Source organism: Thalassovita mangrovi (assembly GCF_009857745.1).
GTDB classification, from domain to species: Bacteria; Pseudomonadota; Alphaproteobacteria; order Rhodobacterales; family Rhodobacteraceae; genus Thalassobius; species Thalassobius mangrovi.
The window spans coordinates 76,094-100,202 of the sequence record NZ_WWEN01000010.1; the positions used below are offsets into that span (position 1 = coordinate 76,094).

Below are 24,109 nucleotides of genomic sequence, written 5' to 3' on the forward strand. Positions count from 1 at the left end.
GGATCAGCCCCCCATCCGCGATTCCAGCCGCTGCACCATCTGCGCGGGCACCTTGGGCGATTGCAGCGCGGTCAGCAGCCTTGTCTTCACATCCTCGGGCATGGATGGGTTGGCCTTGACGAAATCCATCAGCTTGCTGCGGCGTTCCTCGCTCAGCGCGACGGTTTCGGGTTCCGCAATCTGGCGCGCGGCCTCGGGCTGCAGCGGGCGCACCTTGATCCCGGCGCCCAGCAGCGGCGTGCGTTCGCGCACCACCTGGCGCCCGGCCAGATCGCGCGACCGCACCAGGATATCGTCGCCCTGCCGCCGCAGCAGCGTGACCGCCAGCGTTTCCAGCCGGTCGTCGTCGCCCAGCACCAGCACCGTCCCGTCCGAAGCCAGCGCCTTGGACGGCAACCGCACCACCTGTTCCAGCGCGGGTTCCTCGACCTCGACGGTGACGAAATCGCCCGGCTTCATACCGCGCGGGCTGTCCAGCGTGGCGAAGATCAATCGCCCGGTCTGACCCTCGCCCACCGCCGCGCTCGACCGGCTGATCTTGCCCGGCGTGCTCAGGTCGATGCCGCTCACATCCAGCGTCACGGCGACCGGCGACGGGCGCAGCGCGCCATCCGCATCGATCAGCCGCGCATATTGCGTGGTGGACACGCGGAAGGCGACCTCCAGCGCGTCGCCATCGACCAGATCGGCCAGTTTTTCATTGGTGCCGACCAGGCCGCCAGCCACCACCGACACATCGCTCAGCGTGCCGGAAAATTCCGCCCGCAGCTCGGTATCGTCCAGTTGCCGCTGCGCCTCGTCGCGGGCGATCTGCGCCCGCGCCAAAGCGGTTTTTGCCTTGTCCACCCGCGCCTCGGCCGTGGCCAGCGACTGGCGGCGGGTAACCAGCGATTGCCGCGCCGAAGCGGCGGCCAGTTCGGCACTTTCCACCGCGGTTTCGGTCACCACGCCGCGGGTCGCCAGATCCTTCTGTCGCTCGAAGGCGCGCTGATAGAGATCGGCCTGTTCGGTCGCCGCTGCCAATTCGTCCTGCGCCAGGACCAGCCCGCGTTCGGCGTCGCGGATCTCCGCTTCGGCGTCCAGCAGGTTGGCCTCGGCCCGGGCCAGCGCGTCCTTGGCATCGGCCGGATCGATCCGGACCAGAACCTGCCCCGCCTCGACCGTGCCCCCTTCTTCGAAATTCCCGGCCAGTTCGATCACTGTGCCCGATACAGCCGCGCGGATTTCCAGCGACCGGCGGCTTTCGACCTGACCGAAGGCCTGCAGCACCGGCTTCACCGTCTGCGGCACCGCCTCGACCACCGCGACCGAGAATATCCGTTCGCGTCCCTGCGGCTTGCGCGCCTCGCGCGACAGCCGGTCGTTGATCGCATCGCGCACCATCGACCCGGCATAAAGGACCATGCCCAAGGTGACCGCCATCAGGAAAAGTCCCGTCATGCTTTGACGCAGAAAACGCATATTCAGTTCCTTGCAAAAGGCCGCACGTGGCCCGTCCCGGCACAACCTAATCGGTCCCGCGCCGAAGCCAATAGTCACGCATTATACGTGTGGAATGTTATTTCCGTCGCTTATGTTCTTCCAGGCGGGGAAAAATTTCGACGAAATTGCAGGGCAAGTGCCGGTAATCCAGCTGATATTGCAGGATTTCGTCCCAGGCATCCTTGCAGGCGCCGGTACTGCCGGGCAGCGCGAACAGGTAGGTTCCGCCCGCGACCCCGCCGGTGGCGCGGCTTTGTACCGCAGAGGTGCCGATCTTTTGCATGCTGACGATGGTGAAAACGGTGGCGAAGGCCTCGATTTCCTTTTCATAGACGTCGCGATGCGCCTCGACCGTCACGTCGCGCCCGGTCAGCCCGGTCCCGCCGGTCGAGATGATCACATCGACCTCCTTGTCGGCGATCCAGACGCGCAGCTGATCGGCGATCTCGGCGCGTTCATCGCGGATGATCTTGCGGTCGGCGACGATATGGCCCGCGCCCTCGATCCGCCCGACCAGCGTGTCGCCGGAACGGTCCTCGGTCAGACTACGGGTATCCGACACGGTCAGCACCGCGATGCGGACGGGGATGAATTCCTTGCTCTCATCGATACGCGACATCTGCCTTATCCTTTTTCCAAAAGCGCCAGGCGCAACGCCAGCCCGGCGAAGATCCCCGCGCTGATCCGGCCCAGCCAGCGGGCAAAGACCGGGTTGCCGGTCAGTTGACGGCCCAGGCCGCCCGCGAACAGCCCCACCAGCGCGTTGATGATGAAACCGCCGAAGGATAGCACCGCGCCGAAGATCATGAACTGTCCCAGCACCGCCCCGTTGGCGGGGTCGACGAATTGCGGCACGAAGGCCAGCACGAAGAGGATCACCTTGGGATTGGTCAGATTGACCAACAGCCCGTCGCGGAACGCCCGTGCCGCCCGGACCGGCGGAGCGTCGGAAGCAACCGCGCCACCGCGCAGCGATTGCAGCGCCAGCCACAGAAGGTAGGCCACGCCCAGCCAGCGGATCGCGTCGAAGGCCCAGGGCAGCGCCGCGATCAGCGCGCTGAGCCCCAGCCCGGCGGCGGCGGCGTGGAAGAAAGCCCCCGCCGAGATGCCCGCGCTGGCGGCAACCGCCGCCTTCGGCCCCGAGCGCAGCCCCTGGCCGAGGCAGAACATCATGTCCGCCCCCGGCGTCAGGTTCAGCGCCAATGCGGCGGGGATGAAGGCCAGAAGCGTGACCGGGTCGATCATGGCGCGATCTCGAACCAGGTACCTTGTGGGCCGAGATTGACCACCTCCGCCGCGCCGATAAAGCCGCGCACGCCCCAGCTGTCATGGATATGGCCGCAAAGCGCCAGCTTTGGCTGTATCCGTTCGATCGCCGCATGAATCGCGGTGGAGCCAACCGATTGCCCCTGCGAGGTGCGGTCGGCCACGCCCTTGGGCGGCGAATGGGTGATCAGGATGTCGGTGCTCTCGCACAGCTGCAGCATCGCGGCGGCCTCGTCTTCGGTCAGATCGAAGGACCAGGACCCGAAGGGCGTGACCGGCACGCCGCCGCCCAGACCGAAGAGTTTCAGCCCGTCGACCTCGCCCCCGTTGCCATGCAGCACATGGGCGTTTACGGGGGCTGCGGCGCGCAGTTCCTCGGCGCTTTCGGCATTGCCCGGCACCAGAACCATCGGCGCAGTAATACCGCTGAGCAGCTCCATCGCCTGATCGAGCCCCTGGCGCATGTTGCAAAAATCCCCCGCGCCGATCACCAGATCGGCCTCGGCGCTGGCCGTGACCAGCCCGGCGGCGGCGCGGCGCGCCAGGTGCAGGTCGGAAAAACCCAGCACCTTCATGACATGGCCCTCAGCCGCGCCTTCACCTCCAGCAGGTCGGCCCAGGCTTCGCGCTTGGCCTGCGGCGTGCGCAGCAGGTAGGCGGGGTGGAACATCGGCAGGGCGGGCTTGCCGAAGGCTTCGGCCCAGTGGCCGCGCAGCCGCGTGATGCCGCGTTTGCCCAACGCCGCCTGGCAGCTGATATTGCCCATCAGGATCAGGATGTCGGGATTGGCCAGCGCCACGTGCCGTTCCAGGAACGGCAGCATCATGGCAATCTCATCCGGTTTCGGATCGCGGTTCTGCGGCGGCCGCCAAGGCAGCACATTGGTGATGTAGACGGCGGTTTCCGGCGCGTCCGATGCGCGGTCGAGCCCGATCGCCTCCAGCATCCGGTCCAGCAATTGCCCGGCGCGGCCGACAAAGGGACGGCCCTCGCGGTCTTCATCCCGCCCCGGCGCTTCGCCGATGATCATCACGCGGGCCGCCGGATTGCCGTCGGAAAACACCAGCTGGCGCGCGCCGCGTTTCAGTTCGCAGTGATCGAAGGCCTCCATCGCGGCGCGCAGTCCGGCCAGGTCCTGCGCCGCCTTGGCCGCCACGCGGGCCTCGGCCGCCGGATCGACCTCGGGCGCTTTGACCGGCGCTGGCGAGGCCTGCTTGGCGCGGGCTTTGGGTTTCTCGGCCTCCAGCGCATAGCGATCCACCGGCGCTTCGCAAAGCGCCTCATCCGCGCCCAGTTCGATCTGCCACTCGAGCAGCGCCTTGGCGGTGTGAAAATCCAGTGCCGATTCCATGAATTGGAAACTATCCCTTGCGGCAGGCGGGGGAAAGGGGGCGCTGCCCCCTCTGCGCGGCCGTGCCGCGCATTCACCCCCGGAGTATTTGCGCCAAGAAGAAACGCGGAGGCTTGCGGGGGCAGAGGGGTATTTTTATAAGCGGGGCAATGCCAGCATGGAGGGATCGATGACATTCACGCAGAAGCATCTTCTGGGGATCGAACCCTTGCACCCGTCGGAGATAACGGCCGTGCTGGACCTGGCCGACCAGTATGTCGATCTGAACCGGCGCGAGATGAAACATTCCGACGCTCTGGCCGGGCTGACCCAGATCAACATGTTCTTCGAGAATTCGACCCGGACGCAGGCCAGTTTCGAACTGGCGGGCAAGCGGTTGGGCGCCGACGTGATGAACATGGCGATGCAGGCCAGTTCCATCAAGAAGGGCGAGACGCTGATCGACACCGCGCTGACGCTGAACGCGATGCATCCCGACCTGCTGGTGGTGCGCCATCCGCATTCCGGCGCGGTGGACCTGCTGGCGCAGAAGGTCAATTGCGCGGTGCTGAACGCGGGCGACGGGCGGCACGAACACCCGACGCAGGCGCTGCTGGACGCGCTGACGATCCGGCGCGCCAAGGGCCGGCTGCACCGGCTGAACATCGCGATTTGCGGCGACATCGCCCATTCCCGCGTGGCGCGGTCGAACCTGATCCTGTTGGGCAAGATGGAAAACCGGGTGCGGCTGGTCGGCCCGCCCACCCTGATGCCCGCCCAGATCGACCAGTTCGGGGTCGAGGTTTACCACGACATGGAAGAGGGCCTGCAGGACGTCGACGTGGTGATGATGCTGCGGCTTCAGAAGGAACGGATGGATGGCGGCTTCATCCCGTCCGAGCGCGAATATTACCACCGCTACGGGCTCGATGCCGACAAGCTGGCCGTGGCCAAGCCCGACGCCATCGTGATGCATCCCGGCCCGATGAACAGGGGCGTGGAAATCGACGGCACCATCGCCGACGACATCAACCGGTCGGTGATCCAGGAACAGGTGGAAATGGGCGTCGCGGTGCGGATGGCCGCGATGGACCTGCTGGCGCGCAACCTGCGCGCGGCGCGGGCGGAGCAAGGGGTGATGGTGTGATCGACCCGCTGCAGGTCCGGCCCGACGAAGGCAAGGGCCTGCGCCTGTTCGCGCTCGACGTGGACCGGGACGAGCGCGAGCGGCTGCAGGTGATCCTGAACGCCGCCGAGCCGGGGCTGGCGGCCGGGCGGCTGGCCGATCTGCTGGGTGTGGCGGAAATCGACGCGACCCGGATCGAGATATTCGAGGCCTCCGATCTGTCGGATTTCGGGCTGTTCAATTACCTGGTCAAGGCCAACGGGCTGCCCGAGGCGGCGCTGGAACACGACCGGGCGCGGATCGAGGCCTTGGACGGCACCGTCATGATCCTCTATTCCCGCGCCTTTCACGACCGCCACGAAACGCTGGCCCCGGCCGCGCATGTCACCCTGATCGGCGCCTGGGACGAAGAACCGCCCGAGATAGAATTCACCCCGCTGCGCAGTGCATCCGCACAGGGCAGCATTGGCGAGGCACCTGCCGAACCGGCCCCCGCGCCGCAACTGCCGCGCTGGTTCTGGGCCGCCGTTCTGATCCTCGCCCTGAGCCTCGCCGCGCTGATCGCTTTCCTGAAAGGGACCTTCGGATGATCCCCGAGATGACACCGACCACGCCGCTGCAGACCGGCGAAACCGTCCGGCACAGCTTCCACCCCGACAGGGGCGCCTATTGGCGCGATCACGCCTGGATCGCGGCGGGGGCGATGGCGGTCGGCATGGCGGCGCTCTGGGTTACTGGCAACCCGCATGTCTGGACCGGCGCGATCGGCGGGCTGGCCGCGGTGGCGGTGCGCGCCTTCTACCTCGCCTCGGACGAATTGAAGGCCCGCTGGGACATGACCGAAACCCGGCTCTTGGGCCCGCAGGGGCGCAACCTGCGCCTGGCCGAGATCGCCCGTATCCGCAAACTGGGAAGCGCGGTGCAGCTGGTTACCTTGTCGGGCGACAAGCATATGCTGAAATTCCAGGCCGACCGCGACGACACCATCGCGCGGATCGAACGGGCCCGAAACGGGGGCCTGGGATGACCGGCTGGGACGGCATTCTCGATCCCGGGGAAGAGGTGATCTGGCAGGGCCGCCCCGACGGCGCGGTGGTGTTCAAGCCCGCCAATATCGCGACCTTCCTGTTCGGCCTGGCCTTTGCCGGTTTCGCGCTGTTCTGGATGATCATGGCGTCGCAGGCGGGCGGGTTTTTCTGGATGTTCGGGCTGATCCATTTCTCGGTCGGGATCGGGCTCAGCATCGGCGGGCTGTTCTGGTCCGCCTATAAGCGCCGCCACAGCTGGTACACGCTGAGCAACCGGCGCGCCTTCATCGCCAGCGACCTGCCGCTGCGGGGCCGGTCGCTGGACAGCTATCCGATCACGCCCGACACGGTGCTGAGCCTGGACGACGGCCCGCTGCCCACCCTGCATTTCGCCGAAACCACCAAACGCACGAAAAACGGCCACCGCCGCATCAAGGTCGGCTTCGAACGCATCGCCGAGGGGCGCGAGGTCTATCGCATGATGCGCGACATCCAGCGCGCCGCGCGCCACGACGGGCGCATCGAAGACCAAAAGGAAATGCGATGAACGCCCTCCCCTTTCCGCATCTCTCCGGCTATACCGGCCGCAACGCCGCTGAAGGAAAGCCCACATGACGACGCTGCTTTTCACCGATGTCCACATGATCGACCCCGAAGCCGGGTCGGTCACCCATGGTACGCTTCTGGTCAAGGATGGCGTGATCGCCGGGCACGGGGCGGAAATCGTTGTGCCCGAAGGCACTCGCGTGATCGACGGGCGCGGCAAGTACCTCGCCCCCGGCATCGTCGATATCGGCGTGAAGGTCTGCGAACCGGGCGAGCGGCACAAGGAAAGCTTCAAGTCGGCGGGCCTTGCGGCGGCGGCGGGCGGCGTGACCACGATGGTGACGCGCCCCGATACCGCGCCGGTGATCGACAGCCCCGAAACGCTGGAATTCGTCACCCGCCGCGCCAATGAGGCAGCACCGGTGAACGTGGTGCCGATGGCGGCGCTGACCAAGGGGCGCGAAGGCCGCGAGATGACCGAAATCGGCTTTCTCCAGGACGCCGGCGCCATCGCCTTCACCGATTGCGATCACGTGGTCAGCGACACCAAGGTGCTGTCGCGCGCGCTGACCTATGCGCGCAGCCTGAACGCGCTGGTGATGGGCCATCCGCAGGATCCTGGACTTTCGCTGGGCGCGGCGGTGACCAGCGGCAAATTCGCCTCGCTGCGAGGTCTTCCCGCCGTATCGCCGATGGCCGAACGGATGGGGCTGGACCGCGATATCGCTCTGCTGGAAATGACCGGGGCGAAATACCATTTCGACCAGATCACCACCGCCCGCGCCCTGCCCGCTTTGGAGCGCGCCCGCAAGAACGGGCTTGATGTCACCGCGGGCACCTCGATCCATCACCTGACGCTGAACGAATTCGACGTCGCCGATTACCGCACCTTCTTCAAGGTCAAGCCGCCGCTCAGGTCCGAGGACGACCGCTTGGCGATCGTCGAGGCGCTGCGCCACGGTCTGATCGACGTGATCGGGTCGTTCCACACGCCGCAGGACGAGGAATCCAAGCGCCTGCCCTTCGAGGAAGCGGCCAGCGGCGCGGTGGGGCTGGAAACCTTCCTTCCGGCGGTGCTGCGGCTCTACCATTCCGGCGACCTGACCCTGCCGCAGCTGTTCCGCGCCATGTCGCTCAATCCCGCCAAACGGCTCGGCCTGCCCTGCGGCCGGCTGAGCACCGGCGCCCCCGCCGACCTGGTGCTGTTCGACGCCGATGCGCCCTTCGTGCTGGACCGGTTCAAGCTGCATTCGAAATCCAAGAACACGCCCTTCGACACCCAGCGGATGCAGGGCAAGGTGCTGTCGACCTTCGTCGGCGGCAAACAGGTCTTCGGGGAAAACTGATGCCGGATCTCGTCTCCTCCCCCGCGATCCTGATCCTCTGGGCGCTGATCGGTTACGGGCTGGGCTCGATCCCCTTCGGCATGCTCGTGGCCCGCGCGATGGGGCTGGGCAACCTGCGCCAGATCGGATCGGGCAATATCGGCGCCACCAACGTGCTGCGCACCGGCAGCAAACCCGCCGCCGCGCTGACGCTGCTGCTCGACGGCGGCAAGGGCGCCGCCGCAGTGCTGCTGGCCCGCGCGCTGGCGGGCGAGGACGCGGCGCAGCTGGCGGGGCTCGCCGCCTTCATCGGCCATTGCTTCCCGGTCTGGCTGAAATTCAGGGGCGGCAAGGGCGTGGCGACCTTCATCGGCCTGATGCTGGCGCTGGCCTGGCCGGTCGGGCTCGCCACCTGCGCCACCTGGCTGGTCACCGCGTTCATCACCCGCACCTCGTCCTTTTCGGCGCTGCTGGCGGCGGCGCTCAGCACCATCTGGATGGTGTTTCTCGGCCAGGGCACACTGATCGTGCTGGGCGCGGCGCTGACCGTGCTGATCTTCTGGACCCACCGCGCCAATATCGCCCGGCTGCGCGCCGGAACCGAGCCCAAGATCGGCCAGAAATAGCCCTTCTCCTTTTTTCAAATATCCCGGGGGAGGCGTTGAAAACCGACCGGTTTTCAACGTCGGGGGCAGCGCCCCCAACCGCTTCGCCCTCAGGCGAAGCGCATCCAGCGCGCCCGGAACGGGCGCACCTATGGATCACGCGGGCCTGAAACCGCCCCGCTGCTGCTGCGCACGCCCGTTTCCCGCAATTTCGCACAGCGCCCCGTATGGCCGCGCACAGTCAAAAACAGTTGCTTTGAACGTGAAGCCCCGCCGCCCCAGTTTCAACCTTGGGCAGCACGGTTTCGCTGTCCGCTCATTTGAAAATCCGGGTTCGCAATTGAATCGACCCGGGCAAAAAACAAAAGGAAGGGAATTTCCCATGAACAAGATCAAGACGCTGCTGGGCGGTATCGCGCTCTCCGCCTCTCTCGCCGGTGCCGCGCTGGCTGCCGGGGTCGAGGTGAACGCCTCCTCGACCGGGCTGGCGCTGCAGGGCTATGACCCGGTGGCCTATTTCACCGAAGGCGCGCCCACCAAGGGCAGCTACAAGATCACTTCGGTCTATGAAGACACCACCTACCGGTTCTCCTCCGACGCCAACAAGGCCACCTTCGACGCCGATCCCGAAGCCTACCTGCCGAAATACGGCGGCTACTGCGCCTTCGGCACCGCGATGGGCATCAAGGTCGACGGCGACCCGACCGTCTGGGCCATCATCGATGACGAACTCTACCTGAACCTGTCCACCGACATCCAGGAGCGCTGGAACAGCGACATCCCCGGCTATCTCGAAAAGGCCGAAGGCAAGTGGACCGAGATCGAACACGAAGATCCGGCCGTCCTGCTGCAATAAGCGCTGCGACGCGAAAACGGCGGCGGGGCATTGCCCCGCCCCACACCGGCAGGACGTGGGATCAGGGGATCAAGCGTTCCAGCGCCGTGCCGTTCTGCCAGGTGCCGTGCAATTCGCCGCTCGGCATCCGCACATAGACCACCGGGTACTGGCTGCCCCAATCGACCCAGATCACATCGCCATTGCGCGTCCCCGTACCGACGTAAGTCGAATTCCCGACCCGCCAGTTGAACTGCACCGCGCCGTCGCGATCCGTCACCATCACGGTGCCCGTATAGGTCGATCCGTCGGGATTGCGCCCCTCTGCGCGATAGGTTCCTTCGATCGACTGCGCCAAGGCCGTACCAGCGACCAGACAAGCGGCCAGGGCCGCCAAGAAGACCCGCCGCGTCCGTTGAAACATCATCATCAAAAACCCTCCTGAAAGGGCCATACTAGCACAGTACCGGAAAACGAGGTGTTTTTCGGAACACAAAGCGCAAAGGGCGAAACCGGTTTCCGATTTCGCCCTGCAGCCCTGCCGATCAGTAGGAATATTCGGCGTAGATCCGGCTCAGATCGCCGTTCCAGTCGCCGTGGTAATGTTCCAGCAGCTCGTCCGCCGGGGTCTTGCCGGTCTCGACGCTGTCTTCCAGCGCGTGTAGGAAATGGCGTTCGTCCTGCACCATGCCGCCCAGGCCGGGGCGCGCCCGCGCCTTCAGACCGGCGCGCGAAATGTCCAGCACCTCGGCGGCCAGATCGATCATCCGGCGACCGCCGACGATCGCCTGCAGACCGCGGATACCGGCCTCGACCCGCCAGGCTTCGCGGGTTTCCGCATCCCAGTATTTCACCAGGTCCCAGGCCGCATCGAGCGAGGACTGATCGTACATCAGCCCGGTCCAGAAGGCAGGCAAAGCGCAGATGCGACGCCACGGGCCGCCATCGGCGCCGCGCATTTCCATGTATTTCTTGATCCGCGCCTCGGGGAAGATCGTGGTCAGGTGATCGGCCCAGTCGCTGAGCGTCGGGGTTTCGCCCGGCATCGCAGGCAGCTTGCCGTCAAGGAAATCGCGGAACGACTGGCCCAGGGCGTCGATATACTTGCCGTCGCGGTAAACGAAATACATCGGCACATCGAGCGCGTAATCGACATAGCGTTCGAACCCGAACCCGTCCTCGAACACGAAGGGCAGCATCCCGGTGCGCGCCGGGTCCAGGTGTTGCCAGACCCAGGACCGGTACGATTTCATGCCGTTGGGCTTGCCCTCGAAGAAGGGCGAATTGGCAAAGAGCGCGGTGGCGACCGGCTGCAGCGCCAGCGCCACGCGGAATTTCTGCACCATGTCCGCCTCGGACCCGAAATCGAGGTTCACCTGCACCGTGCAGGTGCGCCGCATCATGGTGGTGCCGGTAGTGCCGACCTTGTCCATATAGGCGTCCATCAGCTTGTAGCGCCCCTTGGGCATCAGCGGCATCTGGTCATGGGTCCAGACCGGGGCGGCGCCCAGCCCGATGAAGCCGACGCCGATCTCGTCAGCGATGTCCTTCACCTCGCGCAGGTGGGTGTTCACCTCGTCGCAGGTCTGGTGGATGGTTTCCAGCGGCGCCCCCGACAGTTCCAGCGCCCCGCCCGGTTCCAGCGACACGTTGGCGCCGTCCTTTTCCAGCCCGATCAGGTGGCCGCCCTCGCGCACCTCGTTCCAGCCGTAGCGGTCGCGCAGCCCTTCCAGCACGGCGCGGATCGACCGTTCGCCATCATAGGGAATGGGCTTCTGCGCATCCTTGCAATAGCCGAATTTCTCGTGCTCGGTACCGATGCGCCAGTCGTTGGAATCGGGCTTGCAGCCCGAGGCAAGATATTCGGCCAGCTGGTCGCGATGTTCGATCGGCCCGCCGCCGGATTGGGGAATTGACATGGTTCGCTCCGCTCTGTCTTGCCTTTTTTAGGTCCGGTCAGAATTGAGGTCATTTTCCGGCAAAGTCAATGCAACCGGCGCATGTCGGAATGCCAGATCAGCACGTCGTCGGAGGGCGGATCGTTCAGCGCCCTGAGCATCGCCTGCATATCAAGGCCCGGCAGGGCGGCGAAGACGTCATACAGCGCATCCGACCCTTCCGCGTTCACCGGAATGTTAAGCGGCGTGGTCTCCTGCGCCAGCAGGAACCAGGCCAGGTCGCCCCCCGCGTCGCGCTTCAGCCGCACCGTGACCAGCATCGGGATCGCCAGCGATCCGCCGACGCGCGGCCCGAAATAGCTGACCCGGCCCTCGTCCACCTCGACGATGCCCGCGCCGCCCATGCCACGGGCAAACCGCGCCCGGCGCACCGACAGGAACACCCAGACCACGCCAAGCGCCAGGATCACCCAGCCTAGCCAGCGCAGCAGCCCGAAAGAGGTCAGCGCCCAGTAAAGCCCCAGCAGGCTGAGACACAGCGCGACAATGGATTCGCTCCAGCGGCGCAGACCGGCGGCGGCTTCGGGGCGCAGGAAACTCATGCGGCGGCTCCGATCACCCGGGGCGCTTTCAGGATCGCCACGCGATAGGCCCCGATCCGTTCGAACCCGATCGCTTCATAGGCGCGCGCAGCGGCGGCGTTATTGGCAAACAGGATCGCGGTATTGATGCCTGCATCGCGCAGTTCCGCCAGGTGCGCGGCGACCACGCGGCGGGCATGGCCCCGCCCGCGCCGGTCCGGCGGGGTGAAGACGCCGCCGATCTGCACCATATCGCCCACCTCGGCGTTGATGCCGGTCATCGCGACGGGCACCCCGCCTTCGATCAACAGCCGCGTCTTGCCGCGCGAAATCGCCTCGACCGCGCGGGTGATGGCGGCGCGCAGGCTGTCCGCCTGATCCCCGCCCTGCCCGGTGTCGCGCATATATTGCGCGAACCACAGCGACAGCAGGTCGACATCATCGGCCACCGGTCGGCGTATATCCACATCAACAGCCCGCAACGCTGCCAGGTCGAGCCGGTAAAGCGGTTCGGCATGGTTCAGGTTGAACGCCCCCTCCGACAGGCCAAGCGCGGCGAGCGCCGCCAGAACCTGACCGTCATCCCCGGTCATGCCGCAGACCTGCTGCCCTTGCAGGGTCGCGGCGAAATCCTGCCACAGACCGGGCCCCGCCGCCGGGGCCTGGCACATCAGGAAGCCATTGTTGGCGCGCCCGAAGATAGCCTCGACCGGGCCGGTTTGCGGGGCGCGGTAATAGGTGATCGCGTGCGGGTGTTGCCGGTCTTCCAGCCCGTATTCGGCCAGGTTGCTGCGCAGGAACATCGACGTTTCCGGGTGACCGGCCAGGAAGGCGTCGATCTCCGCCTCTTCGCCGGGCCGCGCCTGCCGGATCATCCCCAATCCCCCAGGGCCTGCTGCCAGACGGTCAGCGCGGCCACCGCCGCGGTGTCGGCGCGCAGGATGCGCGGGCCGAGGCTGACCACATGGGTGAAGGGCAACGCGTGCAGCCGCTTGCGCTCGGCCTCGGAAAAACCACCCTCGGGGCCGATCAGGATCGCCCAGGGGCCCGGCCCCGCCTCGCCCAGAACCTTGCCCGCGCCGACCTCCGCCTCGTCGCAGAACATCAGCTTGCGATCCTCGGGCCAGTCGGCCAGCAGCCGGTCGAGCTTCTGCAGATCGGTCACTTCCGGCACGAAGGTGCCGCCGCATTGTTCCGCCGCCTCGACCGCGTGGGCCTGCAGCCGGTCCTGCCGGATGCGTTCGGAATTGGTGAAATCGGTCTGCACCGGGATGATCCTGGCGGCCCCCATCTCGGCCGCCTTTTCGACGATGAAATCGGTGCGCGCCTTCTTGATCGGCGCGAAGATCAGCCACAGGTCGGGAGGCATCTGCAACGGCCTGGTCTGCTCGCGGCATTCCAGGGTGCCGCCGCGCTTGCCCGCCTCGACCACCTCGGCACGCCATTCGCCGTCGCGCCCGTTGAACAGCGCCACTTGCGCGCCAAGCTGCTGACGCATCACCCCGAACAGGTAATGCGCCTGGTCGCGGTCCAGGGGAACCGATTGCCCCTGCCCCAGCGGATGATCTACATAGAGGCGGATCTTCATTGTCATGGACCTATTCATATGCCGCACAATCCCCAGACGCCAGAGCCCGCAGGCCAGGTTTCCGACGCCGTGCGCGGCAATTGGGTGGATCACCTGGCCCCGGCCTGGACGCGCCCTTACCTGCGGCTGTCGCGCGCCGACCGGCCGATCGGGACATGGCTTCTGCTGCTGCCCTGCTGGTGGGGGCTGGCCTTAGCGATCCTGCATGACGGGCAGGCGCGGATGCACGATCTGTGGATCTTCGTCGGCTGCGGCATCGGCGCCTGGCTGATGCGCGGCGCGGGCTGCACCTGGAACGACATCACCGACCGCGATTTCGACGCCAAGGTCGAACGCACCCGGTCGCGCCCGATCCCGTCGGGACAGGTCAGCGCCAAGCAGGCCGCCGCCTATCTGGTGCTGCAGGCGCTGGTGGCCTGCGCCATCCTGCTGACCTTCAACACCGCCGCCATCGCGATGGGCGTGCTGTCGCTGCTGCCGGTCGCCATCTATCCCTTCGCCAAGCGCTTCACATGGTGGCCGCAGGTCTTCCTGGGCATCGCCTTCAACTGGGGTGCCTTGCTGGCCTGGGTGGCGCATACCGGGTCGCTGCACCCGGCGGCCTTCGCGCTCTATTTCGCGGGCATGGCCTGGACGCTGTTCTATGACACGATCTATGCCCATCAGGACAAGGAAGACGACGCGCTGATCGGGGTGAAATCCACCGCCCGGCTGTTCGCCGAACGCACGCCGCAATGGCTGAAGCGCTTCCTGGTGCTGTCCGTCGCGCTGATGGCGCTGGCGGTTCTGCTGGCGATGACGGGGCGCGACGGGTCGCCCTTCGCAATCCTGGTGGCGCTGCTGGGCCCTTGGGCCTTCGGCGCGCATATGGTCTGGCAGATGCGGGTTCTGGATACCGAGGATCACGCGATCTGCCTGAAACTGTTCCGCGCCAACCGCGACACCGGATTGATCCCTTTGCTGTTTTTCGCCGGTGCCGCGCTGCTGTGATTGCACAATGTGTCCTGCGGGCCTAAACATCTGCACAACTTGACAATACCTGCAGGAAAATATGCGCCTGTCTTCGCTTCTTATTACTGCCGCGCCCTTCGCGATCGCCGCAGCCCTGGGATTGCTGGCCGCCCATAGCGTGGTGGACGTGATCGAGGACAATTCCGAACTCGGCATCCGCCGCAGCCTCGACGATCAGGGGCTGACCTGGGCCGAGGTCCATGCCGACGGGTTGAAGGTGTTCCTGACTGGCACCGCCCCGTCCGAGGCACAGCGTTTCAAGGCGATCACCACCGCGGGCGGCGTCGTCGACGCGGCGCGGGTGATCGACGACATGGGCGTGGCCGACAGCGCCTCGATGCAGGCGCCGCGCTTTTCCATCGAAATCCTGCGCAACGACAGCGGCATTTCCCTGATCGGGCTGGTGCCGGCGGATATGGACAGGGGCAAGCTGGTCAAGTCGCTGCAATCGATCGCCGGCGACGCGCCGGTGTCCGACCTGCTGCAGACCGCCGATTACGACATGCCCGAAGATTGGGAAGACAGCGTCGACTTCGGCATCAAGGCGCTGAAGACCCTGCCACGGTCGAAGATTTCGGTTGAAGCGGGGGCCATTGCCATCCGCGCCATGACCGACAGCGCCGAAGCCAAGCTCAAGCTGGAAAAGGACCTGTCGCGCGCCGCCGGGCACGACCTGGAGCTGGCGCTGGATATTTCCGCGCCGCGCCCGGTGATCACCCCCTTCACCCTGCGATTCCTGATCGAAGGCGATGAGGCCCGCTTCGACGCCTGTTCCGCCGAGGACGAAGAGGCCCGCGACCGCATCCTGGCCGCCGCGCGCAAGGCCGGGCTGAGCGGCGAGGCCGACTGCACCATCGGGCTTGGCGTGCCCTCGCCCCGCTGGGCCGAGGCCGCCGAACTGTCGATTGCCGCCCTGGCAGACCTCGGCGGCGGCTCGGTGACCTTTGCCGATGCCGACATCACGCTGATCGCAGCCGAGGGCACCGAACAGGCCCGCTTCGACCGGGTGGTGGGTGAATTGGAAAACGACCTTCCCGATCTGTTTTCGCTGCACCCCACCCTGCCGCGACCGGCCGATCTTGAACCCGGCGAGGCGCCTGAATTCGTCGCCACCCTGTCGCCCGAGGGCCAGGTGCAGCTGCGCGGACGGCTCTCCGACGACCTGGCGCGCGCCGCCACCGAAAGCTATGCGCGGGCGCGGTTCGGATCGGCCTCGGTCTATACCGCCGCGCGACTGGACGACACGCTGCCCGACAGCTGGCCGCTGCGGGTGCTGGCCGCGATCGAGGCGCTGTCGCAGCTGTCCAACGGCGCGGTGACGGTGACGCCCGATGTGATTTCGATCTACGGCAAGACCGGCCGCCCCGATGCCAGCGCCCGCATCGCCCGTCTGCTGGTCGCCAAGCTGGGCGAAAGCGCGCGCTTCGACATCGACGTCGAATACCTGGAAAAGCTCGACCCGGTCGCGGCGATCCCCACCCCCGAGGAATGCGAGGCCCGGATCGGCAAGATCCTCGAGACCAGCAAGATCAATTTCGAACCGGGGTCCTATACGCCCGACGCGAATTCCCAGAACATCATCGACGCCATCGCCGAAATCCTGAAGGAATGCGGCGAGATCAAGATGGAAATCGGCGGCTACACCGACAGCCAGGGCCGCGAAAGCATGAACCAGGCGCTGAGCCAGGCGCGCGCCCAGGCGGTGCTCAACGCGCTGCGCGAACGGCGCATCCTGACCTCGTCCTTCAAGGCGGTCGGCTATGGCGAAAGCAACCCGATCGCCAGCAACGAAACCGAGGAAGGCCGCGACGCCAACCGCCGGATCGAATTCAAGCTGATCCGCCCCGAACCGGTGGTGGAAGGCGAAACCGCGCTTGAAAGCCTTGAAGCCGAAGCAGCAGAGCAAGGCATGGACGCGACCGCGGAAGGCGCCGACAACGACACCATCCCGGCCGCCGAAGAAGAAGCTACGACAGCTGAGACAGACCAACCCACGGCCGAGGAAGACATGCCCGCCGAAGAAGACAAGCCGGGCGAAGACGCCGATGCGGAGGACGCAAACCAATGAATAGAACCGAGTTCATCATCGCAACGGCCATCGTTTTGTTCGTGGCCTTCTGCCTCGGCTGGTTCGCCTATTGGCTGATCCACAAGTTCACCCGCGTCGCCCAGTCCGATATCGGCGAACTGGAACGCATGGCGCAGGAACTGCACGAGGCCGAGGAAGCCCGCGACCAGGCGATCACCTATATGCAGCAGCGCGAGGCCGAGCTGACCAACCAGCTGTCGCAGACCGAGGCCGAACTGTCCGCCACAATGGACGGGCTGCGCGAAGCGCGGCGCGAGGCGGAAGAGCTGCGCGCCTATATCGAACGGCAGAACGCGGGCTGATCGGGCTGCGCAAGCCGGGCCTGCGCCAGTCCGCGGGGTGGCGCTGCGACCTGTGAGCGTGGCAGTTTATCCCGCCAAACTCATGCTCGCCATCGGTGGAAGATCAAACCTCACCAAAGCGCCAGCCCGTGCGGACGGACTGGCGCTGTCCCGGCGACCTGGCGGCCTTGTTCCGGGCTTTGTTTTCTTCTGATCGCTGTTACAGGCTTTCGAACCCGGCGCGCAGCGACGACAGGATCACCTGCACGTCCTCGGACGCCAGCACCAGTGGCGGCGACAGGATGATGTTGGGCCCCGACACCCGCACCATCGCGCCGGACTGATAGGCCACTTCCTGCACCTTGTTGACCCGCGCCTTGTCGATCGGCGCCTTGGTGGCGCGGTCGCTGACCAGCTCCAGCGCGCACATCAGACCGTGACCGCCGCGCACGTCGCCGATCACGTCGAAATCCGCCTGCAGCGCCTGCAGCCCGGCGAAAAGCTCCGCCCCGCGCTCTGCAGCGTTGTCCTTGACGTTCAGCCGCTTGGTTTCCGCCAGGCAGGCCAGCGCCGCCGCCGCCCCCACCGGGTGACCGGAATAGGTGTAGCCGTGACCGATGGCGGCAAGGCCGGTTTCGTCCTGTTCGAACACCTCGGCCACCGCATCGGAAATCATCACCGCGCCGAAAGGGAAATAGCCGTTGGTGATCGCCTTGGCGGTGCACATCAGGTCGGGCTGCACGCCCCAGTGACGGCTGCCGGTCCAGCTGCCGGTGCGGCCGAAGGCGGTGATCACCTCGTCGGCGATCAGCAGGATGCCGTGTTTGCTGCAGATCTCGCGCACGGCGGGCATGAAGCTTTCATGCGGCGGGATCACTCCGCCCGCGCCCAGCACCGGTTCCATGATCATCGCCGCGATGGTGCCCGCACCCTGGAAGGCGATTTCGTCCTCCAGCGCCTGCAGGCAGAGCTGCGCCAGCTTTTCCGGGTCGGTTTCATTGAATGGGTTGCGATAGGTATAGGGCGCCGGGATGTGATAGCAGCCGGGCAGCAGCGGTTCGTACTGGGTGCGGAAATTGGCATTGCCGTTGACCGAGGCGCCGCCCGTGTGGGTACCGTGATACCCCTTCTTCAGCGACAGGTACTTGATCCGGGCCGGTTCGCCCTTGACCTTGTGGTATTGCCGCGCCAGCCGCAAAGCGGTTTCCACGCTGTCCGACCCGCCGCTGGTATAGAAGGCGCGGGACAACCCGTCGGGGGCGAAGAAATCGCGCAATTCCTCGGCCAGCTCGATCACGCAATCGTTCGTGGTGCCGCGGAAGATCGAATAATAGGGCAAGCGGTCGAGCTGCGCCGCAATCGCATCCTTCACCGGCTGGCAGGAAAAGCCCAGGTTCACGTTCCAAAGGCCGCCGACACCATCGACCACCTCGTGCCCGTCGACATCGGTGATCCGCACGCCCTGCGCGCCGGTGACGATGGTGGGCGGGTTTTTCTGGCTGTCGGCAGGATGCGCCATCGGGTGCCAGACCGAGCGGGCATTCATCTCTTTCAGGAAATTGCTGTCTTTCATGGGTCTGTCCCTCTGATTGAATGCCCTGTCGCGGGCGTTGTTCCGAACGGCCCGGTCAGGCCGGAATATCTCGGTTGAAATCGTCGGGCGGGAAGCCGCCCAACAGCCGGGTCAAATTCATTGCGTGAGTCTTTACCTCGGCGCGGACCAGCGCGATCAGCGTGTCGTCCATCCGCGACACCGGGGCGGCGACGGCGACCGCGCCGATCACCGCCTGCGCGGAATCGAAAATCGGCACCGCGTGGGAATGCACGTCTTCCTCGAACCCGCCGACATATTCCGCGATGCCGGTGTCGCGCACCGCGCGCAGGCGGGCGCGCAGCTGATCGGGATCGGTGATCGTGTCGGGGGTCTTCGCCTCCAGCGGCGCGGCCAGCACCCGGTCGACGAAATCGGCAGGGCTATAGGCCAGAACGGCCAGCCCGGAACTGGTGGTGTGCAGGGTCAGGACCTCGGCGTCTTCCATCGTCACCTTGGTGCCGTGCACCGGGCTGTAGGCATAGGCCAGCGTCGACAACTGGTCGCCCTGCAGCAGCGACATATGCGCGGTTTCGCTGGTCGCGTCGCTCAGATCGTGCAGCACCTGCAGCGACAATTCCCGCATCGGAACCGCCGCCTCGCGCAGCGCGGCGAGGCGCAGGAAGGCCGGTCCCAGCCGGTATTCGCGCCCCGATCCGACCTGTTCGACGAATCCCAGTTCGGCCAATTCGGTCAGCAGGCGATGCACGGTGGCCTTGTTCATCCCCGACAGGCGGGTCATGTCGCTCAGCCCGATCTGCGCCCGCGACCGGTTGAAATAGTCCAGCAATGACAAAGCCTTGGTTACCGTTCCCATAAGCGGGATCACCTTTCCCTTTTGCACGTTTCAGGGCGGACAAAGATCAAAACCATCCCCCGGCCTATAAATTCGTTGACAGAAACTCCGACCCTCTGTCAATCTAAAAAAGAACCAACGGTTCAAATAATGAACCGACCATAACAGGGAGCTTGAAATGACCATCAGAAAGATTCTGGGCGGCGCCCTTGCGCTTGCCCTTACGGCAACCGCCGGTGCGGCCGTCGCCGAATACCCCGAAAAACCCGTCAGCTTCATCGTGCCCTGGCCGCCGGGCGACCTCGAAGACGTGCTGACCCGGATGATCGCCGAGGATTTCCAGACCGAATACGGCGTGTCGGCGGCGGTGGTGAACAAGCCCGGCGGCGGCGGCGGCCCCTTCCCCGGCGCGATCGAAGTCGCCAACGCGCCCGCCGACGGCTACACCATCGGGTCCTTCGTGATCGGCGTTCCGGTGGTCGGCCACCAGATCGGCATCGACGAACTGACCCCGGCCAAGTTCGACCCGCTGGGCATCTTCCTGACCTACCCCTTCGTCATCGCCACCAGCGGAGACGCGCCCTATTCCTCGATGGCGGAACTGGCGGAATATGCGAAATCCAACGACGTGGCCTTGGGGCATTTCGGAGACGTTCTGACCCCGACGCAGGTGACCAAGGCCTTCGCCGTCAACGCCGGTTTCGAATGGGGATCGGACGCGGCCTTCGACGCGCTGGACTGCAACACGCTGGCCAGCGGCGATGCGGATGTGATCAACACCACGCTGCAGCTGATCCTGCCCTGCCTGGATCAGGTCAAGGTGCTGACCGCGATCACCGACAGCCGCATCCCGCTGGTCCCGGATGCGCCGACCATTGGCGAACTGGACGACAGCCTGAACATCGCGCTGTGGAACGGGCTGTTCGTGACCAAGGACACCCCCGCCGACGTGCGCGAAAAAATCATCGCCGTGGCCGCGAAAACGGTGATGAGCGAGCGGGCACAGGCCGTCGCCAAGGAAACCGGGGCGCTGGTCTACTGGCAGGGCGCGGATGACGCCGCCGCCCGGATCGCCACGGATATCGAAACGGTGGATCGCGTCGGCAAGCTGCTGGAGTGATCCTGTCCAATCGGTCGGGCGACGCAGGTTGCCCGGCCTTTCCTTTCCGCACTGAACCCGGACACCCCTCATGAGCCAAGACGAGCTTTCGCGCCAGATCGGCCGGCGCAGCGGTCAGGTGATCTTCGCCATCGCCTTCCTGGCGCTGTCGGCGCTGCTGCTGAGCCAGATCGGTGATCAGACCAAATGGGTAAAGAAGACCAAGTTCTTCGCCCAGCCCCGGTTCTGGCCCGCCGTGGGTCTGGGCGGCATGGTCCTGTTCGGTGCGCTGCACCTGTGGCACCTGCCCCGGCGCAAGCTTGACCGGTTCGACCGCAACGAGGTGATGATCTGGGCGCAGGTGCTGGAATACGCGCTGTGGTTCATGGCTTACGTGATGCTGGTGCCGCTGGTGGGATACCTGCCGGTAACGGTGGTGTTCATGCCGCTAATGGTCTGGCGTATGGGATACAGCGACCGGCGGCTGTTGTGGATCAGCGCGGGCTTGGGCATCGTAATCGTGCTCCTGTTCAAATCCTTGCTGAACGTGAAAATCCCCGGTGCCGCGCTTTACGAATACCTGCCCGGCGCGATGCGCGGCTTCTTCATCCTGAATTTCTGAGGACCTGATGGACCTTCTGCTTTCCGGCCTTGATATCCTTGCCCGCTGGGACGTTGTCCTGGCGCTGCTGACCGGATCGGTCGGCGGGGTATTGATCGGCGCCATCCCCGGCGTCGGCCCCGCCGTCGCCATCGCGATCCTGCTGCCCGCCACCTTTTCGATGGACCCGATCGTCGGGCTGACGGTGCTGTTGGGTATCTACGGGTCATCAATGTATGGCGGCGCGATCCCGGCGATCCTGATCAATACACCGGGCACGGCGGTCAACGCCTTGACCACCTATGACGGCTTCCCGATGACGACGAGGGGCGAGGCGCGCCGGGCCATATCGCTGGCCTATTCCGCGTCCTTCTTCGGCGGCATCTTTTCGGTGATCTGCCTGATGCTGTTTTCCCCCGTTCTGGCCAAGGTCGCGCCGATGTTCGGGTCGCGCGAGATTTTCCTGGCCGCCCTGCTGGGCATCATCCTGGTGGTCACCGCGCATCGGCGGCAGACGCTGATCGCCGCCGCGCTGGCGTGCTTTGGCATCTTCATCAACACCATCGGGCTGGAGCCGGTGAAATATTCCAAGCGCTACACCTTCGATCAATCCTTCCTGTCCGGCGGGATCGACCTGATCGTGGTGGTGCTGGGCCTGTTCGCCCTGTCACAGGCGTTTTTCCTGCTGCAGGGCGAGGATGAGAAAACCCGGATCAACCGCCTGAAGGGCGGGCTGTTCCAGGGCTTGCGCGAACTGGCGCGCCACCCGCGCGTGGCGGGCGTGTCGGCCAGTTTCGGCGTACTGATGGGAATGATCCCCGGGGTGGGCGAATTCACCGCTCAGTTCATGTCCTACACCTATGCGCAGAAGACCTCGAAACGGCCCGAGGATTTCGGGCATGGATCCTCCGAGGGGCTGATCGCGGCAGAGACCGCCAACAACGCGGTGCCCGCCGCCGCGATGGTGCCGCTTCTGGCGCTCGGCATCCCGGGCGAGGCGCTGACCGCGATGATGCTGTCGGTGTTCTACGTGCACAACGTGGTGCCGGGGCCGCAGCTGTTCCAAAACCAGATGGATTTCGTCGTCGCGCTCTACCTCGCGCTGCTGATCCTGAACGTGATGGTCCTGGTGTTCCTGCTGTTCGCCACCAACCAGCTGATCAAGGTGGTGAAGATTCCCAACCGTTTCCTCGGCGTGGCTATCCTGACGCTCAGCTTCGTCGGCGTCTACAGCTTGCGCAATTCGGTGACCGATTGCGTCATCGCGGCGCTGTTCGGCGTGCTGGGCTTCATCCTCAAACGCCTGTCGCTGCCCATCGTGCCGATCATCCTCGGCATGGTTCTGGGCGGCATCATGGAGGTCAAGCTGCGCGCCGGGATGGCGCGGGTCAAAACCTTCCCCGATTTCTTCATGGACGGGCGCGGCGATGACGCCTCGCTGCGTCCCATCGCGGTGATCCTGTTCCTGCTGATCATCGCCGTTCTTGCCCTGCATGTCCGCCGCGCCTGGGCGGACCACAAGGAACTGAAGGAGGCCAAATGGTCGACCAAGCACTCATCGACACATATCGGCGCGCAGCTGTCCCGCCGCAGAAGCTTTATATTGGCGGAACGTGGCAAGAAGCGCAGGGCGGAACGCTCGATGTTGTCTCGCCGATCGACGGACAAAAGCTGACCACGATTGAAAGCGCATCGGCGGCCGACGTGGACCGCGCGGTCGCCGCGGCCCGCGCGGCGTTCGAGGACGGGCGCTGGTCGCGCATGGCCCCTGCCGCGCGCAAGAAGGTGTTGCACAGGATCGCCGACATCATCGAACGCGAAGCGCTGGCGCTGACGGTGCTGGGCGTGCGCGACAACGGCACCGAAATCGGCATGGCGCTGAAGGCCGAGGCCGGATCGGCGGCGGGCACCTTCCGCTATTACGCCGAAGCGATCGACAAGGTTTACGGCGAAATCGCCCCCACCGCACCCGACGTTCTGGGGCTGGTGCATCGCGAAGCGGTGGGCGTGGTGGGCGCCATCGTGCCGTGGAATTTCCCGCTGATGATTGGCGCGTGGAAACTGGCCCCGGCCTTGGCGGCGGGCAATTCGGTGGTGCTGAAACCGGCCGAAACCGCATCGCTGTCGCTCTTGCGGCTGGCCGAGATCTGCGCCGAGGCGGGCCTGCCCGACGGCGTGCTGAACGTGGTGACCGGCGAGGGACGGGTGACGGGCGAGTCGCTGGCGCTGTCGATGGATGTCGACGTTCTGGTCTTCACCGGGTCGGGGGCAACCGGGCGGCGGCTTCTGGAATATTCGGCGCGGTCGAACCTGAAACGGGTCTATCTGGAACTGGGCGGCAAGTCGCCCAACGTGGTGTTTGCCGATGCGCCCGATCTGGATCAGGCGGCGAAGGTATCCGCGATGGGGATTTTCCGCAACTCCGGGCAGGTCTGCGTCGCCGGATCGCGGTTGCTGGTGGAACGGTCGATCCATGACGATTTCGTCGCCCTGATGGCGAAACACGCCAAGGCGCTGAAGGTGGGCGATCCGCTCGACCTCTCCAGCCAGATCGGCGCGGTGAATTCCGACACCCAGCTGCAGGGCAACCTGGGCTTCGTCGCGGATGCCGTGAAAGAAGGCGGCGAGATTGCCTTGGGCGGCAGCCGCATCCTTGAAAGCTCGGGCGGCTATTACATGGAACCGACCATCGTGACCGGGGTCCGGCCCGACCACCAACTGGCGCAGCGAGAAGTGTTCGGCCCGGTCCTGGCCGTCACGCCCTTCGAGACCGAGGAAGAGGCGGTACAGATCGCCAACGGCACCGATTACGGGCTGGCCGCCGGGGTCTGGACCGGCAACCTGTCGCGCGCCCATCGCATGATCCGCGACATCCGCGCGGGCGTGGTGCATGTGAACACCTATGGCGGCGCCGACAATACGGTGCCGCTGGGCGGCGTGAAACAGTCGGGCAACGGGCATGACAAATCGCTGCATGCGCTGGATAAATACACCGATTTGAAAACCGCCTGGATTCAGCTGTGACGGGGAA

At 65.7% G+C, this 24,109-nt stretch carries 26 protein-coding genes; 14 read left to right on the forward strand and 12 right to left on the reverse strand.

The genetic code is table 11. The annotated features are described in order from the left end of the window. Positions 1 to 3 precede the first annotated feature (3 nt). The 5 genes from GR167_RS18270 to GR167_RS18290 form a co-directional block, all read right to left on the reverse strand. Entirely contained in the window at positions 4 to 1,461 is a 1,458-nt protein-coding gene (locus GR167_RS18270; RefSeq protein ID WP_160975175.1) for an efflux RND transporter periplasmic adaptor subunit, read from the reverse strand. Positions 1,462 to 1,558: 97 nt separating this feature from the next. Next, positions 1,559 to 2,101 (reverse strand): molybdenum cofactor biosynthesis protein B, encoded by a 543-nt coding sequence (gene moaB, locus GR167_RS18275; protein WP_160975176.1) that lies wholly within the window; start codon positions 2,099 to 2,101, stop codon positions 1,559 to 1,561. Between the two features lie 5 nt (positions 2,102 to 2,106). Then, positions 2,107 to 2,727, reverse strand: coding sequence for a LysE family translocator (locus GR167_RS18280; RefSeq protein WP_160975177.1), 621 nt, complete (start codon positions 2,725 to 2,727; stop codon positions 2,107 to 2,109). Next, entirely contained in the window at positions 2,724 to 3,323 is a 600-nt protein-coding gene (locus tag GR167_RS18285; RefSeq protein ID WP_160975178.1) for a metallophosphoesterase family protein, read from the reverse strand. Before GR167_RS18285 ends, GR167_RS18280 begins: the two co-directional genes overlap by 4 nt. Next, positions 3,320 to 4,099 carry a uracil-DNA glycosylase gene (locus tag GR167_RS18290; RefSeq protein WP_160975179.1) on the reverse strand — a complete coding sequence of 260 codons (780 nt, stop codon included), beginning with the start codon at positions 4,097 to 4,099 and terminating at the stop codon, positions 3,320 to 3,322. The genes GR167_RS18285 and GR167_RS18290 overlap by 4 nt, the downstream gene beginning before the upstream one ends. A gap of 169 nt (positions 4,100 to 4,268) precedes the next feature. Between GR167_RS18290 and GR167_RS18295 the strand changes: the two genes are divergently transcribed. The 7 genes from GR167_RS18295 (at position 4,269) to GR167_RS18325 (ending at position 9,564) form a co-directional block, all read left to right on the forward strand. Next, positions 4,269 to 5,225 (forward strand): aspartate carbamoyltransferase catalytic subunit, encoded by a 957-nt coding sequence (locus GR167_RS18295; RefSeq protein WP_160975180.1) that lies wholly within the window; start codon positions 4,269 to 4,271, stop codon positions 5,223 to 5,225. After that, on the forward strand, positions 5,222 to 5,794 hold the full coding sequence (locus tag GR167_RS18300; RefSeq protein ID WP_160975181.1) for a hypothetical protein: 573 nt from the start codon (positions 5,222 to 5,224) through the stop codon (positions 5,792 to 5,794). Before GR167_RS18295 ends, GR167_RS18300 begins: the two co-directional genes overlap by 4 nt. Next, positions 5,791 to 6,231, forward strand: coding sequence for a hypothetical protein (locus GR167_RS18305; protein ID WP_160975182.1), 441 nt, complete (start codon positions 5,791 to 5,793; stop codon positions 6,229 to 6,231). The genes GR167_RS18300 and GR167_RS18305 overlap by 4 nt, the downstream gene beginning before the upstream one ends. Then, the gene (locus GR167_RS18310; protein ID WP_160975183.1) at positions 6,228 to 6,779 is read left to right on the forward strand and encodes an aspartate carbamoyltransferase catalytic subunit; all 552 of its coding nucleotides are present in this window, start codon (positions 6,228 to 6,230) and stop codon (positions 6,777 to 6,779) included. The genes GR167_RS18305 and GR167_RS18310 overlap by 4 nt, the downstream gene beginning before the upstream one ends. Positions 6,780 to 6,843: 64 nt before the next feature. Further along, positions 6,844 to 8,124, forward strand: a complete 1,281-nt coding sequence (pyrC, locus tag GR167_RS18315) for a dihydroorotase (RefSeq protein ID WP_160975184.1) — start codon at positions 6,844 to 6,846, stop codon at positions 8,122 to 8,124. Beyond that, positions 8,124 to 8,729, forward strand: coding sequence for a glycerol-3-phosphate 1-O-acyltransferase PlsY (gene plsY / locus GR167_RS18320; protein WP_160975185.1), 606 nt, complete (start codon positions 8,124 to 8,126; stop codon positions 8,727 to 8,729). The genes pyrC and plsY overlap by 1 nt, the downstream gene beginning before the upstream one ends. A gap of 361 nt (positions 8,730 to 9,090) precedes the next feature. Then, positions 9,091 to 9,564 (forward strand): YHS domain-containing (seleno)protein, encoded by a 474-nt coding sequence (locus GR167_RS18325; protein ID WP_160975186.1) that lies wholly within the window; start codon positions 9,091 to 9,093, stop codon positions 9,562 to 9,564. A 61-nt stretch (positions 9,565 to 9,625) separates the two neighbouring features. Here GR167_RS18325 and lfb1 read toward each other — a convergent pair whose 3' ends face one another. From lfb1 to GR167_RS18350, 5 genes are all read right to left on the reverse strand, one after another. Then, entirely contained in the window at positions 9,626 to 9,973 is a 348-nt protein-coding gene (gene lfb1, locus GR167_RS18330) for an LIC10280 family protein (RefSeq protein ID WP_235916033.1), read from the reverse strand. A gap of 115 nt (positions 9,974 to 10,088) precedes the next feature. Beyond that, positions 10,089 to 11,462, reverse strand: a complete 1,374-nt coding sequence (locus GR167_RS18335; protein WP_160975187.1) for a glutamate--cysteine ligase — start codon at positions 11,460 to 11,462, stop codon at positions 10,089 to 10,091. A gap of 65 nt (positions 11,463 to 11,527) precedes the next feature. After that, on the reverse strand, positions 11,528 to 12,043 hold the full coding sequence (locus tag GR167_RS18340) for a hypothetical protein (RefSeq protein ID WP_160975188.1): 516 nt from the start codon (positions 12,041 to 12,043) through the stop codon (positions 11,528 to 11,530). Next, positions 12,040 to 12,897: a GNAT family N-acetyltransferase gene (locus tag GR167_RS18345; RefSeq protein ID WP_160975189.1), complete on the reverse strand. Its 858-nt coding sequence runs from the start codon at positions 12,895 to 12,897 to the stop codon at positions 12,040 to 12,042. The genes GR167_RS18340 and GR167_RS18345 overlap by 4 nt, the downstream gene beginning before the upstream one ends. Beyond that, positions 12,894 to 13,616 (reverse strand): 16S rRNA (uracil(1498)-N(3))-methyltransferase, encoded by a 723-nt coding sequence (locus GR167_RS18350; protein ID WP_160975190.1) that lies wholly within the window; start codon positions 13,614 to 13,616, stop codon positions 12,894 to 12,896. The genes GR167_RS18345 and GR167_RS18350 overlap by 4 nt, the downstream gene beginning before the upstream one ends. Before the next feature lie 12 nt (positions 13,617 to 13,628). Here GR167_RS18350 and ubiA point away from each other — a divergent pair, with 12 nt between their 5' ends. The 3 genes from ubiA to GR167_RS18365 all read left to right on the forward strand — a co-directional run bounded on the left by ubiA (position 13,629) and on the right by GR167_RS18365 (position 17,012). Then, the gene (gene ubiA, locus GR167_RS18355; protein WP_235916035.1) at positions 13,629 to 14,600 is read left to right on the forward strand and encodes a 4-hydroxybenzoate octaprenyltransferase; all 972 of its coding nucleotides are present in this window, start codon (positions 13,629 to 13,631) and stop codon (positions 14,598 to 14,600) included. A gap of 61 nt (positions 14,601 to 14,661) precedes the next feature. Then, positions 14,662 to 16,689, forward strand: coding sequence for an OmpA family protein (locus tag GR167_RS18360; RefSeq protein WP_160975192.1), 2,028 nt, complete (start codon positions 14,662 to 14,664; stop codon positions 16,687 to 16,689). Further along, positions 16,686 to 17,012, forward strand: a complete 327-nt coding sequence (locus GR167_RS18365; RefSeq protein ID WP_160975193.1) for a hypothetical protein — start codon at positions 16,686 to 16,688, stop codon at positions 17,010 to 17,012. Before GR167_RS18360 ends, GR167_RS18365 begins: the two co-directional genes overlap by 4 nt. A 199-nt stretch (positions 17,013 to 17,211) precedes the next feature. On the opposite strand, the gene GR167_RS18370 is transcribed toward GR167_RS18365, so the two are convergent. Together GR167_RS18370 and GR167_RS18375 are read right to left on the reverse strand one after the other, a co-directional pair. After that, entirely contained in the window at positions 17,212 to 18,564 is a 1,353-nt protein-coding gene (locus GR167_RS18370) for an aspartate aminotransferase family protein (RefSeq protein WP_160975194.1), read from the reverse strand. Positions 18,565 to 18,619: 55 nt separating this feature from the next. Next, complete coding sequence (locus tag GR167_RS18375) at positions 18,620 to 19,399, reverse strand: IclR family transcriptional regulator (RefSeq protein WP_160975195.1); 780 nt, start codon at positions 19,397 to 19,399, stop codon at positions 18,620 to 18,622. 157 nt (positions 19,400 to 19,556) lie between these two features. Between GR167_RS18375 and GR167_RS18380 the strand changes: the two genes are divergently transcribed. The 4 genes from GR167_RS18380 to GR167_RS18395 all read left to right on the forward strand — a co-directional run bounded on the left by GR167_RS18380 (position 19,557) and on the right by GR167_RS18395 (position 24,102). Further along, entirely contained in the window at positions 19,557 to 20,498 is a 942-nt protein-coding gene (locus tag GR167_RS18380; RefSeq protein ID WP_160975196.1) for a tripartite tricarboxylate transporter substrate-binding protein, read from the forward strand. A gap of 70 nt (positions 20,499 to 20,568) precedes the next feature. After that, positions 20,569 to 21,099: a tripartite tricarboxylate transporter TctB family protein gene (locus GR167_RS18385; RefSeq protein WP_160975197.1), complete on the forward strand. Its 531-nt coding sequence runs from the start codon at positions 20,569 to 20,571 to the stop codon at positions 21,097 to 21,099. Between the two features lie 7 nt (positions 21,100 to 21,106). Then, on the forward strand, positions 21,107 to 22,753 hold the full coding sequence (locus GR167_RS18390; RefSeq protein WP_160975198.1) for a tripartite tricarboxylate transporter permease: 1,647 nt from the start codon (positions 21,107 to 21,109) through the stop codon (positions 22,751 to 22,753). Next, complete coding sequence (locus GR167_RS18395; protein ID WP_370741346.1) at positions 22,735 to 24,102, forward strand: aldehyde dehydrogenase; 1,368 nt, start codon at positions 22,735 to 22,737, stop codon at positions 24,100 to 24,102. The genes GR167_RS18390 and GR167_RS18395 overlap by 19 nt, the downstream gene beginning before the upstream one ends. Positions 24,103 to 24,109: the final 7 nt, after the last annotated feature.